Below are 15709 nucleotides of genomic sequence, written 5' to 3'. Positions count from 1 at the left end.
ACCTATCGTAAACTGGGCAACGATGACCGAAATCATCTATCACTACGACGTCTTGATCATCGGCGCCGGCCATGCCGGAACCGAAGCGGCGCTGGCCGCTGCGCGTCTTGGCGCCAAAACGGCGCTGTTGACGACCAATCTCGACACCGTCGCCCAAATGAGCTGCAACCCGGCGATCGGCGGCGTCGCCAAAGGGCAGATCGTCCGCGAAGTCGACGCGCTAGGGGGCGTGATGGGCCGCGCGATTGACGAGACCGGCATCCAGTTTCGGCTGCTCAATCGCCGCAAAGGCCCGGCGATGCATGGACCACGCGCCCAAGCCGATAAGAAAGCGTACCAGAACCTAGTCAAGCTGATGGTCGAAGATCAGCCGAACCTATCGCTGCGGCAAGAGATCGTCGCCGATCTGCTGACGGAAAAAGTGGATGGTCGCCAACAGGTGACCGGCGTTCTGGTCCACGGCGGCGTCATCTATCGCGCGCCACGCGTCGTGCTGACAACCGGCACGTTTCTCTCAGCGATCATGCATACCGGCGAAGCCAAGACCCCAGGCGGGCGCGGCGGCGAAGGAACCTCTTCCGGCATCAGTCAGGCATTGAAGCGTCTCCAATTTCGGGTCGAGCGTTTTAAGACCGGCACGCCGGCTCGGTTGAACGCCAACACGATTGACTACGCCGCCGTCGAAGAGCAGCCCGGCGATGACCAGCCGCAACCGTTCTCGTATCTGACAGACGGCCTGACGCTGGAGCAGGTCCCCTGTCACATTACGCACACCAACGAAGCGGTGCATGAGTTGATTCGCGCCAATTTGCATCGCGCGCCGATGTACTCGGGCCAGATTCAAGGAAGCGGGCCCCGCTATTGCCCTTCGATCGAAGACAAGGTCGTTCGCTTCAGCGACAAGACGCAGCATCAGCTGTTTCTCGAACCGGAAGGTCGCCGGACGCGCGAAGTTTACGTCAACGGCATCTCGACCAGTCTGCCGCGCGACGTCCAAGACGGGATGTTGAAGCTGATCCCCGGCCTGGAAAAGGCCGAGATCATGCGATACGGCTATGCGGTCGAGTACGATTATTGCTCGCCGGACCAATTGCGTCCGACGCTGGAAACCAAGGATGTTGACGGGCTCTACTTCGCCGGGCAGATCAACGGGACGACCGGCTATGAAGAAGCGGCCGCGCAAGGCTTGATCGCCGGAGCGAACGCCGCCCTGGCCGCCGCGAATAAGCCGCCGCTGATTCTCTCACGCGATCAAGCCTACATCGGCGTGTTGATAGACGATCTGGTGACCTGCGGCGTCGACGAGCCGTATCGGATGTTCACCAGCCGCGCCGAGTTCCGCTTGATGCTGCGGCAAGACAACGCTGATCGCCGGTTAACGCCGATCGCCCACGCGTGTGGGATGATCGACAGTGATCGCTGGAATCGATTAGAGCAGAAGGAGACCGCGATCACGGCCGCCCGCAAGCTGCTCACCACAGGTCGTATCGAGGGAGCGTCGCTTGAGAAGTACCTGAAGCGTCCCGAGGCGACCTGGGAGATGATGGTCGCCGCCGACCCGCAACTCGCCCAGTTCAGCGCCGCGGTCGCTGAGCAAGTCACCTACGACATCAAATACGCCGGATATGTTGTCCGCCAACAGACCGAAGTCGCCCGGCAGAAGCGACTGGCCGACAAGCGGATCCCTGATTCGTTCGACTATACAGGGCTATCTCAAATGCGAGCCGAAGCGCGCGAGAAACTAGCCAAGCATCGCCCCGGCACGCTGGCCCAAGCCGAGAGAATCAGCGGCATCACGCCGGCCGATATTGCGCTGCTGCTGGTTTATCTGGAGGGGCGGATGCCGGCGGCGTGAGAATTATTTCGCCAACTTCTTGATCGCTTGACGAGCAGGCTTGACGCGTCCCGCTTTCGCGTCGCTCAGTCCAACTTGAATCGCATCGCGGACTCGCGCAGCGTCCATTGGTGATTTCCGCTCTCACAGCAAATCGCGGACAAATTCGCTAGGAGCGGCATAGAGCGTACCGTCACCACAGTTTTCATTGACGAATGCTCGAAAGCTCATCGGTCAAAGATCGATTTCGAGTGCTCGCCATCACGAATCCTCGCTCGTCTTACCCACATTGATTGTCAATATCGGCCATGAGCAGGTCAATCAAATCTGGTTTCGGCTTGCACGAAAATCGACATTCTTTGCTCGCTGACAATTTTGTAGCGCCGTGCGAGTTGCGGCGTCTTGCCATGCCTGCTTTTCCCACGCCGTCGGTTGTCTCTCGCCCGAACCGCCCGATCGACGAAACCTACGTGGACAACAGGATTTACGCCCCCAATCCGGCACTCTAGACGGATGCGTGCTAGCGCTGTCATTGCTGGTCGTCAGACGAGCAGCGCTGCGCCGCTTCTTTGCAACGTATTCTGAACTCGTTTCGCAAGTCCTTAAAAGACAACAGCTTGCGATTCAAAGATCAATCTTGACGCGCCCTTTTTGAACGATATAATTCCGTCAGTTGGCAAATTCGGTAATTTCGGTACAACCGGATGGTCAGCGGAAATAAACGAAACCTGAAGGGTGTGGAGATTACACACCTTTCAAAAAACAAAGCGATCAGCGAGCTTTCAGCTCGATTTACACGGACGAAGGAGCTGCATCACAAGCTCATACACAACTGGGCGGGAAGTCTCTTCGGTCCCGTACCGGCTGTGGCTAGGGAGAGGGTGTTACCTGATGAAGACTGTTTTTACGACTGGCGAAGCAGCCAAAATTTGCAAAGTCAGCCAACAAACCATCATTCGATGCTTTGATTCGGGCCAATTGAAAGGATTCCGCGTTCCCGGCAGTCGTTTTCGCCGTATCCCGCGAGATCAACTTTTCAGTTTCATGCGAGAAAACGGCATTCCAACCGATGCGTTGGAAAGCGGTAAGCGGAAAGTGCTGATCGTCGACGACGACCAAGATTTGGTCGAATTGATGGTCGACGCTTTTGAACGGGACGGTCGTTTCGACATCAAAACCGCCAATAACGGGTTTGACGCCGGAATGCTGGTCAAAGAGTTCCACCCTGACATTGTCGTTCTCGACATTATGCTTCCTGATATCAACGGTAAAGAAGTTTGCCAGCGAGTTCGGGGAGACCGCACGATGGAGGATGTCAAAATCCTCTGTATTAGCGGGATGGTCGAACAAGACAAGGTCGCGGACCTCAAAGAAGCCGGCGCCAATGATTTCATCCAAAAGCCGTTCTCGGTCGAAGCTCTGCTCGATCGCGCATGCGGCATGTTGGACCTGGAATCGGTTACTTCCATGTAGCGCCGCCGTGTGAAGCTGACGCTTCGCACGGACCGATGACCAAATTCTTCACGCGTATGCCGAGCCTAACTCGGCATACGCGTTTTTGTTAATACGACGATGTTGGCCGCACGATGCTGCAATCCGCCTGCGATGACGATCCGTTGGTCGGCCGTTTGCTCGACGCCGTCTTAGCGGAGCTATCGCCGCAACTGCGCGATCAAGTGTCGCAACAACTGCAGAGCAGCGCCACGTTGGCGCCCACCTTATCAACGCTGTTTCGCGACGCCAAACTGACCGCCGTCAAACAACTTGCTTACGGCGCTAGTCACGAAATCAACAACCCGCTGGCCAACATCGCCAGCCGGGCCCAATCGCTGCTGCTGCACGAAGCCGACCCCGAGCGACGTCGACAGTTAGCGACGATCTACGCTCAAGCGATGCGCGGCCACGCGATGATCGCCGATCTCATGCTCTTTGCACGACCTTCCGCCCCGCAGCGCGCTCCGTTTGATGTGGTCGCTGCGGTCGCCGAAGTCCTAGATTCGTTGACCGACGTCGCCAAGCTGCAGTCGACTTCCATTTGCTTTCACGGTCCGGCGTCGCTCACGCTGATCGCCGATCGCGTACAGATTTCGGCGGCGGTCGCCGCAGCGATTCAAAACAGTCTAGAAGCGGTCGGCGCCGCCGGCGAAATCATCGTCACCGTCGCGGCCCAACAAGATCATTGCGCTATCTCGATCGCAGACACCGGACCCGGCGCCCCAGCCGAAGTTCGTAGCCAAGCGTTTGATCCTTTTTATTCAGGTCGCGAAGCAGGCCGCGGTCTCGGCTTTGGCCTGACCAAATGCTGGACGATCGCCCAATCCCATCATGGCACGGTTACCTTCCAAAATTACGACAAACATGGGGCGCAGCTTTGCCTGCAAATCCCTTGGAATTTGTCGACCGAAAGCCCTGCGAAAGCGGATTGATGGAACATCACGGTTGGATCAGCTTACTTCCTCCTTTAACGGCCATTGTTCTCGCGTTGACGACGCGACGCATTCTGATTTCCCTCTTCGTCGGCGTCGTCCTAGGCGCACTGCTGGTGCGCGACGGATATCCGATCGCGGCCGGGTATACGCTGGTCGTCGAATACCTGGGGGGCAACTTGCTGAACGTCGACAAGCTGAAGGCGTTCGCCTTTACGCTGTCGATGGGCGCGATGGTCGGACTAATCACCGTCACCGGCGGCATGCGCGGCTTGGTCGAGCGCGTTCTGCCGTGGGCGAAATCTCGCCGCGGCGGACAAGTCTTGATCTCTCTCCTCGGGCTGGCGATCTTCTTTGACGACTACGCCAACATGCTGCTGCTGGGCGGAACGACTCGTCCACTCGCCGATCGGCTGAAGATCTCGCGGGAAAAACTCGCTTTTCTGATCGATTCGACCGCCGCACCGGTCGCCGGCTTGGCGTTGGTGTCGACCTGGGTCGCAGTCGAGATCGACTATATCGGCGAAGGAATTGGGGGCCTGCCCGCTGGATTTCAGCTGGAAGGGATCGAGCTTTTTCTAGCCAGCATTCCCTTTCGCTTTTATCCGTTGTGGGCGATCTTGTTCGTCTTTTTGATCTCCGGATTCGAGCGCGACTTCGGACCGATGCTGACCGCCGAACGGAAATGCCTGGATGAGGAGTCGAGCAACGACTTGTTGTTTGCAGCTCCGCAAGAGGAGGCCGGCGTATCGAGTCACTGGCTCAACGCCGCGCTCCCCATCCTGACAACCGTCGCCGTCGTGACCTGGTGGCTCTATTACTCGGGCATGCAAAAAGTAACCGCCGATGAATTGGAACCGACCTGGGCCAACATCTTCGGCAACGCTGGGTCGTACGATGCGTTGATCTATGGCGCGCTCGCCGGCAACGCGATTGCGCTGTTGATGATTCCGCCTCAGCAGGTCGTTCCCGTCGCTACGCTCTTGTGGGGCATGTTCAAAGGCGCTTTGGCGATGACCCCGGCGCTGGCGATTTTGTGGCTCTCCGGCGCTCTGGCGGCGACAACCAGCGGCGGCGACGCCGGACTAGGAACCGGACTTTATCTGGCCGAACTGACCAGCGGATCGATCCCGCTGTGGCTACTGCCGACGGTCACTTTTTTGGTCGCCGCTGCGATGGCTTTTTCAACCGGAACCAGTTGGGGAACGATGGGAATCGTCATGCCGCTCGCGATTCCGCTCACCTATAACTTAATGCTCGACAACGGAGTCTCGCTCGAAACTTCACCGTTGCTGGCGGCAGTCGTCGGCACCGTGCTGGCCGGCGCCATCTTTGGCGACCACTGCTCGCCGCTATCCGACACGACGATCTTGTCGTCGCAAGCGTGCGGGTGCAATCATATCGCCCACGTAAATACGCAAATGCCTTACGCGATGACAGTCGGCGTCGCTAGCATCGTTTGCGGAACTTTGCCGGTTGCGCTGGGCGCTTCGGTTTGGGTCTGCCATGCGGTTGGCGCGGCGACGCTCATCGCGGTCGTTTTTTTCTTAGGCAAACGACCAAGTTTGAAATAGTTACGCGCGTCACGATCATTACAAGTGACCAACTTTGCGCGTGATTATTTTTTTTCAAGGATCGCTAGCTCGATGCGATAGCGAGGCCAACCTCAAGAGGTCGTTGCCTTTATCGGCGATTGCCCTGTTCGCTGCTTTTCGACGCGTCTCTAGATAGCAACACGAATTGCTTGACCGTCGGCACGAACGTTGCACTATGTCACTGTCGACGTGTAAAAACGAAAAGGCCTTCGCCACGGAGAACCAAAATGCGACGCTCGATACTGCTTGCACTTTCCGCCGCTATCATGATCCCGGCGATCGCCGCCGCGCAAACGCCGCGGCCCGATCGTTTTCATCAGGTCTCTCCGCAATACGTGCAGCCGATCGCGCGGAACATCGTGACGGCCAAGCCGGTTGGCGCTTCGCTTGGTACGACGGCCGCTCCGTGGTACGAGCAAGGACCGTTGCAAACCTCCAACTCGGCGCCCAGCGAAGTGCAGCGAACGATGTTCTACGCCAGCGAGTCGCAGTCGTCCGCGAGTAACTCCAATGCCGCCGACTATGCTCCTTCCCTGGCGCCGGTTCCGCAAAATCAACAAGCTCCGCCCAACTACGTGCCGCCGCGCGTGGTGACGCAAGCTCCGTCGACCAGCTACGCCGCACCGCTGCCGTCCACCACCACCTTTTCGGCGCCTGTTCCGACCAATCCCGGCGTTCGCCCGGCCGTTTGCTATTCGCCGGCTCCATCGGTTGCACCGGCGAGCTACTCGGCGCCTGCACCGATTATCACGACGCAGTCGCCGGTGATTACCGGTCCGACCGTCGTGACTCCGCCGCCGGTTCGATTCAATACGACCTATCGTCCGATCTTGCCGGTGGCCGGCATCCCCGCCGATTTCAGCGTCGGCCAAGGCTTATACGGCCAGCCCAAGGTTTACGTCGACAACCAGCCGGTACGCAACTTTTTCCGCTACATGCTGCCGTAACGCGACATTCCCCCAATTCCCAGGAGGGCGAAGCCGATGGATTTCTCCGGTCCATCGGCTTCGGTTATTTCTTGGGCGCCATAAAGCGCCTCTCTTAAAACTTGTTGAACATTGGTGTTTTGCGATATAGATTGTTGCCAATACATCAATCCGTATCGAGTGAACATCATGCAAGCCGAAATGATCGATCCGATCCAAAATCTTCATAACGTTGACTCCGAACTCGTCGTTGGCCTCGTGGGCGCAATTGGAACGGACCTTTCACGAGTAAGCGAAATCCTTGATGCGCAGTTGCGTCGAATGGGATACGATGTAGTCCATGTAAAGATTTCTGGGCAAGTAATACCACTGTTTGGAACGGTGGTATTCAATGAAAATGACGAATGCGATCGCGTCCGCAACCTAATGCATGCTGGAAACGAGGCGCGGCGGAAATCCAAAGACAACTCAATACTTGCGTTAGGGGCTGCGACATTAATTGCTTCGTCACGCAGCCTTCCTCAGACTCCTCAGTATCAAAAGGCATTCATTGTCAATTCATTGAAGCGTCCCGAGGAAGTCGAACGACTTCGCCAAATTTATTCAAGTGGATTTGTATTGCTCGGCGTGCATGCGGAAGAAGCAAGAAGAATAGAGGAGCTGTGCAGCAAAGATATTCAAACTGTCGATGCAAAGTTGCTCATCGAAAGGGATTCCAAAGAGAACATTGTTCCACATGGACAAAGACTGGAAGACACATTTTATCTATCCGACTTTTTTGTGAAACTCGATGGCAACGATGACCTTTTGAAGTCAGAAATTAGACGAATTACTGAGCTTCTATTTGGCCATCCGTTTCATACGCCGAGTTTTGATGAATACGCAATGTTCTTCGCTTTCGCCGCAGCACTTCGATCGGCGGATTTATCACGTCAAGTTGGCGCCGTAATTGCCCGAGATTCTCAGATTCTGGCAACAGGCGCGAATGACTGCCCAAAAGCAGGGGGAGGCTTATATTGGCCAGAACGCGACGAGCTTGGTCGCTTAACGGACTTTCCCAATGGAAGGGACTTTACCCGTGGAATCGACTCCAATAAGAAAGAACAAAAAGCGATCATCGATAAGATAGTGGAGTTAGGAGAAAGACGGGGGATACCGCCAAATGAGTTGCGCGACGTTCTGTCATCAAAAGAATCTCCGATTGGCGATCTCACAGAATATGGTCGCGTTGTTCACGCAGAAATGGACGCACTCACGTCATGTGCGAGGAATCATCTTTCCCCCAAAGAAGCAACTCTGTACTGTACCACCTTTCCCTGCCACAATTGCGCAAAACATATCCTGGCGGCTGGAATCAAAAGGGTGGTTTTTATTGAGCCGTACGAAAAGAGCAAGGCGTTTGATTTCCACCAAGACTCCGTCTTGTTTGATGCACAATCTTCAAATGCAGACAAAGCTCAGTTCGAGCCCTTTTTTGGAATCGGCCCGCGCAAATTTTTTGACCTTTTTTCGATGAAATTGTCGTCTGGATATGACGTTGTTCGAAGTGACAAGAAAACAGGCGTAAAATTTGACTGGAAACACGATGAAGCGCGATTGCGTTTACAAATGCTTCCGTTAACTTACTTAGATCTGGAGCTTCAAGCAGCTGAGTTGTTCCAGAAACTAAGGGGAGATCATGCAGATGAGTGAAAAGAATAAAATTCGGTTAGAACCGAACAAAGAAATCCTTACTTTTCTCGCTAAAGCAGAAAGCGTTGTTGCGAAAATGCCGGCCTGGAAACAGGGAGTACTGGAAGCTTCTTCGCTACGAACTAATTCTGTGCCTCGTGCGATACGAAATGAAGGCCAGTCGGAGTAGACTTTGATATCCACTTAATTCTGTGTTAATTGCGAAAGCTGCTTTCACTCCGCTTTCGGCTTCTCTTCCACCAACGTCCCATCCGCCGCATAGCCGTAGCGTTCGAAGTATTGACTCCAACGGCGATAGATTTCGGCGGCCAGATCATCTTCCATCTGGTGCTTGTTGCGTTGAAACGAGCGACTCTCGGCGGTCGCTGCTTCCATTTGGGGACGGACCTGCTCAAAGTCTCCCAGCCCGAGTGCGGCGTAGATCTTTTCTAGTTCTCCGACGGGATCGGCCACGATATCTTCGTACCGCGTTTCGACCAGCCGATCGGGGCCCAGTTTGTCGACATCCCGAAAATAGCCGCCGTACATCCGATCGAAGCAGTCAAAGATGTACTGGCGATACTGGGGATTTTTCGGATGTTGGAACGATTGAATTTCGTCCATCGTTTGCCACAGTCGCTCGGTCGATGCAAAGACTTCCAGCGGATTACGGGCAATATGAATGAACTTGGCGTCGGGATACATTTCAGACAGCAGACCGATCCGGCCGGTATGCGTCGGCGATTTGAGGATGATCGGTTTGTCGCGCTGGACGGTGATCATCCGCACGAACTGATCGAGCGTTTCGCGCCACTTGGCGAGATCAGCCTCGTCGATCCCTTCCATGTCGAGGAACTCGGTCCCTTCGGCGGGATGGTCGGGAAACGCCATGCGGTAATAAGGAGAAGGCGCTCCTAAGGCGAGCAGCGCGAACTCATCTTCCTGCGGCTTGCTCCAGCCGACCTTCATATTGTCCATCGGTCGCGTGCTGGGCATGATGAAATTGAACCAGCGACTGACGAAGTCTCCTATCAACAGAAACTGGCACGGCCCAAAGCACTGTATGGTGCTCGGCGACGTATAAGCTTCGTCCAGCGACATCAACTCATGCAGGAAGGTCGTTCCGCTGCGCCAGTGTCCGACAATAAAAACCATCGGCGTATGTGGAGTCGCTGCGGCGATCTTTTCGCCATGCAGTGCTAGCTGCAGTCGGTAGGCCAGACTGTTGAACACCGTAAACGGCGTTACCAATACCGCCATGCCGATGCGCAGCGGATGCAGCGCGAAATGATGTCTTGCTAGCAACCGCATCCAGGGACGAAATCGCATCCCATGCCAAATTCGCGGGCTGTACCAAGGATAGGCGTTCGCTTTCTGTTTGCGGGGCGGTTTCGCGGCGGGATCGGTCAACGGTCAGTCCTAAGCAGCAAGCGGAAGCGGGGCGGAAACCTTCTATCGTAGCTGAAATTTTTGCTTTCGCGCTGGGGGCATTTCTGATCGACCAGGGCAATTTCCCGAACAAGTCGCCATTGACACGATAAACATAGCAGCGTCAACGACTTTGCTCGCTTTATCGGCCTGGACTCGAACTACCGATTTCAGTAGTTTTCGCCCCACTTCACGCGGAGAAGGCGTCTCCGCGGCGCTCCCTTCGTCCTTTTACGGAATGATTGACGTGCTGCCTGCGTTGGAACGAATTCGAGATCTGATTTTGCCGGTCGGCATTATCGCCAGCGTGCTGGTGATTTTGGTGCCGCTGCCGAATTGGCTCATGAACTTGTTGCTGACGGCCAATATCACGGCCGGCGTGATCATTCTATTGACGACGATCTATGTGCAGACGCCGCTGGAGTTCAACGTCTTTCCATCGCTGCTGTTAGCGACGACGCTCGCCCGCTTGGTGTTGAACGTGGCGACGACCCGGTTGATTTTGACCAAAGCGGCCGAAGACGGAATGGACGCGGCCGGCGGCGTGATCGAAAGCTTCGGCGAATTTGTCGCGGGAGATAAGATAGCGGTCGGCATCATTATCTTTATTATCATCATCGTGATTCAATTCATGGTGATCACCAAAGGCGCTACGCGTATTAGTGAAGTCGCCGCCCGGTTTGCGTTGGACGGCATGCCTGGTCGCCAGATGGCGATCGACGCCGACTTGAACGCCGGGATTATCGACGAACACGAAGCCCAAGCACGCCGCAGCGAGATCACGCAACAGGCCGACTTCTTTGGGGCGATGGACGGCGCCAGCAAGTTTGTGCGCGGCGACGCGATCGCCGGCATCATCATTACGTTGATCAATATCGTCGGCGGCTTCATCATCGGCCTCCAAGCCGGCATGAGCTTGGCCGAAGCGGCCGAAGTTTACACCAAGCTGACAATCGGCGATGGACTGGTTAGCCAAGTGCCGGCGTTCTTGATTTCGCTCGCGGCCGGTTTGCTGGTCACGCGCAGCAGTCAAAAGACCAACCTGCCGCTCGAGTTCGTCCAGCAACTCTTGTCACGGCCGCCGGCTTTGATTGTCGCTGGCGCGTTCTTGGGGCTGCTGGTCTTCACCGGCTTGCCGACGATCCCGCTCCTCACTTTGTGCGGCGGCTGTTTGGGGATCGCCTTCTTTATCAAGAAGCAAGACCGCCAAGACGAAGCTGACAAGCAGACGGCGGAAACCAAGAAACAAGATCAAGAGAAAGCGGCCAAGAAAGAAGATCGCATCGAGGACTATCTCTCGATCGATCCCATGGAGATGGAACTGGGCGTCGGTTTGGTTCGCTTGGCGGCGCCTGACCGCGGCGGCGATTTGCTGCATCGCGTTACCGGCGTTCGTCAGAATGTCGCGACCGAAGTTGGGATCATCCTGCCGAAGGTGCGAATCCGCGACAATATGCGCCTGCACGAAAACCAGTACCGCATCAAGATCACCAACAATACCGTCGCCGAAAATACGATCTATCCCGATCGCCTGCTCGCGATCACTGGTCCCAACTCGCAAGGCAACTTACCTGGCGAGCCGACGCGTGATCCGGCCTACAACCAACCGGCCGTCTGGATCGAGCCTGGTTTGCGTCCGCAAGCCGAGATGCTGGGCTATACGATCGTCGAGCCGTCGTCGGTATTGGCCACGCACTTGCAACGAGTCGCCAAGAAGCATGCTGACGAGTTGCTGACGCGCGACGCGACCAAACATTTGCTGGACGATTTGAAACTTGAATCGCCGGCCGTCGTCGACGAGCTGATCCCCGGCGTCATGAAGCTGGGCGACGTGCAAGCGGTGCTGCACAACCTGCTGCGAGAAGAAGTGCCGATTCGCCAGCTGGCGATCATTTTGGAAACGCTCGGCGATCATGCCGGACGCACCAAAGATGCGATCTGGCTGACCGAATTTGTTCGTCATCGTTTGGCGCGAACCATCTGCACCAAATATCGCGACCGCGAGAACAAGATGTTCGTCGTGCCGTTGGATCCGGCGATGCAGGATCGCATCGCCGCCGGAATCGACACCGAACGAGGCCCCTATGCTCGCATGTCGCCGCAAGCGATCGAACTGACCTGTCGTGCGGTCGCGGCGGGAATTGAAAAGCTGCTCGCCGTCGGCAAGCCGCCGATCGTGCTGGTCAACCCGCAGATTCGTCCTGCGCTCAAACAACTCACCATGAATCACATTCCTGATTTGATTGTGCTCAGCCACAACGAAGTCACCCGCGATACGCTGATCGAATCGGTCGGCATCATCAGCGACATCGTACCGGGTAAATAGACATCACCATGGACATCAAAACATTTCGCGCTAAATCGATGCCGGAAGCGCTCGAGCTCATTCGAAAAGAGCTGGGGCCCGACGCCGCCGTTTTGCATACTCGCATCGCGCCCAAACGGGGAATCGCGGGCCTGTTAGGCGGTCGCGAGATTGAACTAGCCGCATCGGCCAGCGTGCCGGTAAAGAGCCGCTTCAACATCGAAGCCCCGGCGGAAGAAACGACGCAGTCGACTCACGAAGAGTTCATCAAGCGTCGCTTTGAGCTGGAACTTCCCGCTGACGCTCCTGCAGAGACGCCGCAACATCCGGCCGACGCCGAAGATCACACGCAACGCTTGGCCGAAGGGCTGGTCGACGATCAGGGAGAATCGATCCTGGACGCATTGGCCAACTACGCCGGCGGCTCGCTGCGAAGTTACTCGCCGGTCGTCGCTCGTCTGCATGACGAGTTGATCGCGGCGGAAGTCGCTCCCCAGATCGCCGCCCAACTAGCGGGTCACCTGGAAGAAATCGCCGCCGTCACGCATGAGCGTGACTTACGTCAGCGGCTGCATCAAATCATCGCCGCCACCTTTCGGATTGGGAACGACCTGGAAGATCCGCGTCGCGGCCCGCTTCGTATCGCGTTGGTCGGTCCGACCGGCGTCGGCAAAACGACGACGATCGCCAAACTGGCGGCTCGCGCCAAATTTACGCAAAAGTTACGCGTCGGCCTGATCACGATCGACACCTATCGGATCGCCGCCGTCGACCAACTGCAGGCCTACGCCGAGATCATGGATCTGCCGATGCAGGTCGTTTCCTCTCCTAGCGAGATGCGAGACGCCGTCGATCACCTGGCTGGCTGCGATCGCATTTTCATAGACACCGCCGGACGTAGCCCGCGCGACGCCGTGCAACTGCAACAGTTGCATTCGGTGCTGCGAGCCGCAGAAACCGACGCTCGTTATCTGTTGCTGTCAGCGACCACCGGCAATCGATCGCTGCAAGAAGCGGAACGCCGTTTCGCTTCGATTGACCCCACGGCGTTGATCGCCACCAAACTGGATGAAGTGGAAACGCTCGGAGCGATGTTTAACCTGATAAACCGTACGACGCTGCCGATCAGCTATGTCACGCACGGACAAGACGTGCCGCATTCGATCGCCGTCGCCTCGGCGGATGAACTCGCCAAACAATTGATTTAACCTCTGAGCCACTCCCGAATACGACTCGTATGGACCGTCATTTTCCTGACCAAGCTTCGTTACTACGAATGCTCGCGCGTCAAAACTCGAACTCCGCGATTACGCCCAACGTACCGCTCGCCGTGATCTACGGCGCTGAGCGTCGCGCCGGCGTGACGACGCTGTGCCTGAATGTGGGCGCTGTGATCGCCGAGTCGGGACGTCGCGTGGTGATCGTCGATCTCGATTTCGAGAGCGACGGACTGGCTCAGTTGTGCGGACAAGGCGCCGTCGCTTCCATTAGCGATCTCGCCAACTCACGAGTCGACTTGCACGAATCGTTGCTCCCCGGCGCCCACGGCGCTTTGTTGCTGCCGACGCATGCCGAAACCGGTTCGCTCCATGCGATCCGGCCGCAGTCGCTCCAGCGTTTGACCGATCAATTGCAGCGGCTTGGCCGTCATGCCGACGTCGTGCTAATCGACGCCGGCAGTCGCCCGACCCCGCTCACCGAGATTTTGTGGCGCCGCGCCGAACATTTCGTCCTCACCGCTTGTTCGGCTCGCAGCTCATTGACGGCCGGGTACGCGGCGGTGCGACACTTACTCGAGTCGGCGCCGCGAGCGAACTTTGGGCTGCTGTTGAACCGGGTCTCGGCGGCGCAGCCAGAAGAACCAATCATCGCCGGCTTTAATCGCGTCTGTCAGCGTCATGCTGGCGCCGCCGCGATCGGAGTCGGCGCGGTGCGACATGCGTTAGAGGTCGGCGCGGCGCAAGCTTCGTGCGACGCGTTTAGCGTTCGTTATCCGCAATCGGCGGTAGCCGGCGACTTGGCGAACATCGCCCAGCGACTTTCGTCGCTTGTATTCGACGCACCCACCAAACAACTTGATCGCCGCGCGGCGTAGTAAAGAAAGGCTAGCAGTGACATGACAGCATGCCTTGCCGCAACGCGAGTTTTTTTGACGACTTCGCTTCAATCGGAAAATTCGGCTGAATATCAAAGTAGACGACGCCGATACCTAGATGTAACGCCGCGTACGCATGCGGCGGATTGGACTCGCGAATCACGTCAACAAAATAGACCGAACGCAAGATGGCGCGCAACTACGCGGGCGTCCTGGGCCTTATCGCATTCATCACAGTCATGGTGCGTGGATTCCTTGACTTTGGTGGGATCGAATCGACCCTTCAAATCGCGTGCGTTGCGTTGGCGTTATTTGCGGCCACAGGCTGGTTCATCGGCGGCGCTGCGGAGCGTATCGTTGACGAATCGGTTCGCGAGCGAGTCAACCAAGAGCTGGAGAAATTGCAACGCGAGTTGCAAGCGGAGAGCGACAGCTCTGGAAGTGCGGCGGCGTAAATTCGCTTCCACGTCCACTGCGGAGGGACGCGGCGAATCAGCGCCAACCGACGGTTTTGAGCAATCATACCGGCGTAGGTTTTGCGGCGAGACCGCTGTAAAACGCGGGTCCTGAAGGATTCAGGCGAAACGAGAAGGATCTCACGAAACGTAGCCATTGACGGCGTTTCACGGAGGATTGCATGGCGACAACCACAGCAGTCGACGACATTGCGGAAGTCTGGAAGTCCTACAAGGAAGACCAGACGCGTAAGGAATTACGTAACCGTCTTGTTGAGCGATATCTGCCGCTGGTGAAATACAACGGCGAAAGAATTTGGGCTCGCTTGCCGGAAGGGGTCGAACTTGACGACCTGATTTCGGCGGGAGTCTTTGGCTTGATGGACGCGATCGACGCGTTCGACATGTCCCGCGGCGTGAAGTTCGAAACGTATTGCGTACCGCGTATTCGCGGCGCAATGCTGGACGAACTGCGCACGATGGACTGGGTTCCTCGTTTGGTGCGCTCGAAAGCGAGCAAGCTGAACGAAGCGAACAAACAGCTCGAAGCGAAGTTCGGCAGACAGCCGACCGAAATTGAATTGTCCGCCCACATGGGCATGAGCGTTAAAGAACTGGAGAAAATGATCTCCGACGCGAATGCCGTAGGGTTAATCAGTCTCAACAAAAAATGGTATGAGACTGACAGCTATAAAGATGTTCGCGAGATTGATATTCTCGAAGACATCAAAGGGGAAGATCCTACGCGCCGGATCCAGAAAAACGATCTGATGCGTTTGGTCACCAAAGGCCTGAACCGCAACGAGCGGCTCATCATCATCCTCTACTACTATGAAGAGTTGACGATGAAGGAAATCGGGGCGACCCTCGACCTGAGCGAAAGCCGCGTGAGCCAGATGCACAGCAGCATCGTGCAACGTCTGCAATCGCAACTAGGCCGTCGTCGACCGGAGTTCGGCGTCGTCTAAAGCTTC

General features: G+C 56.6%; 14 protein-coding genes. 11 read left to right on the top strand and 3 right to left on the bottom strand.

Annotated features, from left to right (window positions below):
- The first annotated feature begins 22 nt into the window (after nucleotides 1-22).
- The 5 genes from mnmG (at nucleotide 23) to DSM3645_RS05750 (ending at nucleotide 6802) form a co-directional block, all read left to right on the top strand.
- Entirely contained in the window at nucleotides 23-1855 is a 1833-nt protein-coding gene (gene mnmG, locus DSM3645_RS05770; protein ID WP_002651127.1) for a tRNA uridine-5-carboxymethylaminomethyl(34) synthesis enzyme MnmG, read from the top strand.
- Between the two features lie 870 nt (nucleotides 1856-2725).
- Complete coding sequence (locus tag DSM3645_RS05765) at nucleotides 2726-3307, top strand: response regulator (RefSeq protein WP_002651125.1); 582 nt, start codon at nucleotides 2726-2728, stop codon at nucleotides 3305-3307.
- A gap of 113 nt (nucleotides 3308-3420) precedes the next feature.
- The gene (locus DSM3645_RS05760; protein WP_002651124.1) at nucleotides 3421-4260 is read left to right on the top strand and encodes a sensor histidine kinase; all 840 of its coding nucleotides are present in this window, start codon (nucleotides 3421-3423) and stop codon (nucleotides 4258-4260) included.
- Nucleotides 4260-5834, top strand: a complete 1575-nt coding sequence (locus DSM3645_RS05755) for a Na+/H+ antiporter NhaC family protein (protein WP_002651123.1) — start codon at nucleotides 4260-4262, stop codon at nucleotides 5832-5834. Before DSM3645_RS05760 ends, DSM3645_RS05755 begins: the two co-directional genes overlap by 1 nt.
- A gap of 248 nt (nucleotides 5835-6082) precedes the next feature.
- Nucleotides 6083-6802 carry a hypothetical protein gene (locus DSM3645_RS05750; RefSeq protein WP_040351643.1) on the top strand — a complete coding sequence of 240 codons (720 nt, stop codon included), beginning with the start codon at nucleotides 6083-6085 and terminating at the stop codon, nucleotides 6800-6802.
- On the opposite strand, the gene DSM3645_RS31200 is transcribed toward DSM3645_RS05750, so the two are convergent.
- Nucleotides 6787-6948: a hypothetical protein gene (locus DSM3645_RS31200; RefSeq protein WP_237564766.1), complete on the bottom strand. Its 162-nt coding sequence runs from the start codon at nucleotides 6946-6948 to the stop codon at nucleotides 6787-6789. The genes DSM3645_RS05750 and DSM3645_RS31200 overlap by 16 nt on opposite strands.
- A gap of 22 nt (nucleotides 6949-6970) precedes the next feature.
- Between DSM3645_RS31200 and DSM3645_RS05740 the strand changes: the two genes are divergently transcribed.
- Nucleotides 6971-8473 (top strand): anti-phage dCTP deaminase, encoded by a 1503-nt coding sequence (locus DSM3645_RS05740; RefSeq protein WP_002651121.1) that lies wholly within the window; start codon nucleotides 6971-6973, stop codon nucleotides 8471-8473.
- A gap of 213 nt (nucleotides 8474-8686) precedes the next feature.
- Here DSM3645_RS05740 and DSM3645_RS05735 read toward each other — a convergent pair whose 3' ends face one another.
- Nucleotides 8687-9862, bottom strand: coding sequence for a sulfotransferase family protein (locus tag DSM3645_RS05735; protein ID WP_002651120.1), 1176 nt, complete (start codon nucleotides 9860-9862; stop codon nucleotides 8687-8689).
- Nucleotides 9863-10118: 256 nt separating this feature from the next.
- On the opposite strand from DSM3645_RS05735, the gene flhA reads away from it, so the two are divergent.
- From flhA to DSM3645_RS05720, 3 genes are read left to right on the top strand one after another with little or no spacing between them, the layout of a single operon-like run.
- Complete coding sequence (gene flhA, locus DSM3645_RS05730) at nucleotides 10119-12206, top strand: flagellar biosynthesis protein FlhA (protein WP_002651119.1); 2088 nt, start codon at nucleotides 10119-10121, stop codon at nucleotides 12204-12206.
- Between the two features lie 8 nt (nucleotides 12207-12214).
- Nucleotides 12215-13393: a flagellar biosynthesis protein FlhF gene (gene flhF / locus DSM3645_RS27770; protein ID WP_050769312.1), complete on the top strand. Its 1179-nt coding sequence runs from the start codon at nucleotides 12215-12217 to the stop codon at nucleotides 13391-13393.
- 29 nt (nucleotides 13394-13422) lie between these two features.
- Nucleotides 13423-14280 (top strand): MinD/ParA family ATP-binding protein, encoded by an 858-nt coding sequence (locus DSM3645_RS05720; protein ID WP_040351641.1) that lies wholly within the window; start codon nucleotides 13423-13425, stop codon nucleotides 14278-14280.
- 10 nt (nucleotides 14281-14290) lie between these two features.
- Here the strand turns inward: DSM3645_RS05720 and DSM3645_RS30190 are convergent, their stop codons facing one another.
- Nucleotides 14291-14479, bottom strand: coding sequence for a hypothetical protein (locus tag DSM3645_RS30190; RefSeq protein ID WP_131282265.1), 189 nt, complete (start codon nucleotides 14477-14479; stop codon nucleotides 14291-14293).
- Here DSM3645_RS30190 and DSM3645_RS05715 point away from each other — a divergent pair.
- Together DSM3645_RS05715 and DSM3645_RS05710 are read left to right on the top strand one after the other, a co-directional pair.
- A complete protein-coding gene (locus DSM3645_RS05715; protein WP_002651115.1) occupies nucleotides 14469-14735 on the top strand; it encodes a hypothetical protein in 267 nt (88 codons plus the stop codon). The genes DSM3645_RS30190 and DSM3645_RS05715 overlap by 11 nt on opposite strands.
- A 182-nt stretch (nucleotides 14736-14917) precedes the next feature.
- The gene (locus tag DSM3645_RS05710) at nucleotides 14918-15703 is read left to right on the top strand and encodes a FliA/WhiG family RNA polymerase sigma factor (RefSeq protein ID WP_002651114.1); all 786 of its coding nucleotides are present in this window, start codon (nucleotides 14918-14920) and stop codon (nucleotides 15701-15703) included.
- Nucleotides 15704-15709: the final 6 nt, after the last annotated feature.

The sequence above is a fragment of the Blastopirellula marina DSM 3645 genome (assembly GCF_000153105.1).
Lineage (GTDB): Bacteria > Planctomycetota > Planctomycetia > Pirellulales > Pirellulaceae > Blastopirellula > Blastopirellula marina.
Note: the sequence above shows the minus strand (reverse complement) of the source record. Positions and strands in the feature narration are given on the sequence as shown.

Bases quoted from the DNA above. Each gene is read 5' to 3' on its own strand.
- mnmG (WP_002651127.1), top strand. From the start codon at position 23: ATGACCGAAATCATCTATCACTACGACGTCTTGATCATCGGCGCCGGC.
- DSM3645_RS05765 (WP_002651125.1), top strand. From the start codon at position 2,726: ATGAAGACTGTTTTTACGACTGGCGAAGCAGCCAAAATTTGCAAAGTC.
- DSM3645_RS05760 (WP_002651124.1), top strand. From the start codon at position 3,421: ATGCTGCAATCCGCCTGCGATGACGATCCGTTGGTCGGCCGTTTGCTC.
- DSM3645_RS05755 (WP_002651123.1), top strand. From the start codon at position 4,260: ATGGAACATCACGGTTGGATCAGCTTACTTCCTCCTTTAACGGCCATT.
- DSM3645_RS05750 (WP_040351643.1), top strand. From the start codon at position 6,083: ATGCGACGCTCGATACTGCTTGCACTTTCCGCCGCTATCATGATCCCG.
- DSM3645_RS31200 (WP_237564766.1), bottom strand. From the start codon at position 6,948: ATGTATTGGCAACAATCTATATCGCAAAACACCAATGTTCAACAAGTT.
- DSM3645_RS05740 (WP_002651121.1), top strand. From the start codon at position 6,971: ATGCAAGCCGAAATGATCGATCCGATCCAAAATCTTCATAACGTTGAC.
- flhA (WP_002651119.1), top strand. From the start codon at position 10,119: ATGATTGACGTGCTGCCTGCGTTGGAACGAATTCGAGATCTGATTTTG.
- flhF (WP_050769312.1), top strand. From the start codon at position 12,215: ATGGACATCAAAACATTTCGCGCTAAATCGATGCCGGAAGCGCTCGAG.
- DSM3645_RS05720 (WP_040351641.1), top strand. From the start codon at position 13,423: ATGGACCGTCATTTTCCTGACCAAGCTTCGTTACTACGAATGCTCGCG.
- DSM3645_RS05715 (WP_002651115.1), top strand. From the start codon at position 14,469: ATGGCGCGCAACTACGCGGGCGTCCTGGGCCTTATCGCATTCATCACA.
- DSM3645_RS05710 (WP_002651114.1), top strand. From the start codon at position 14,918: ATGGCGACAACCACAGCAGTCGACGACATTGCGGAAGTCTGGAAGTCC.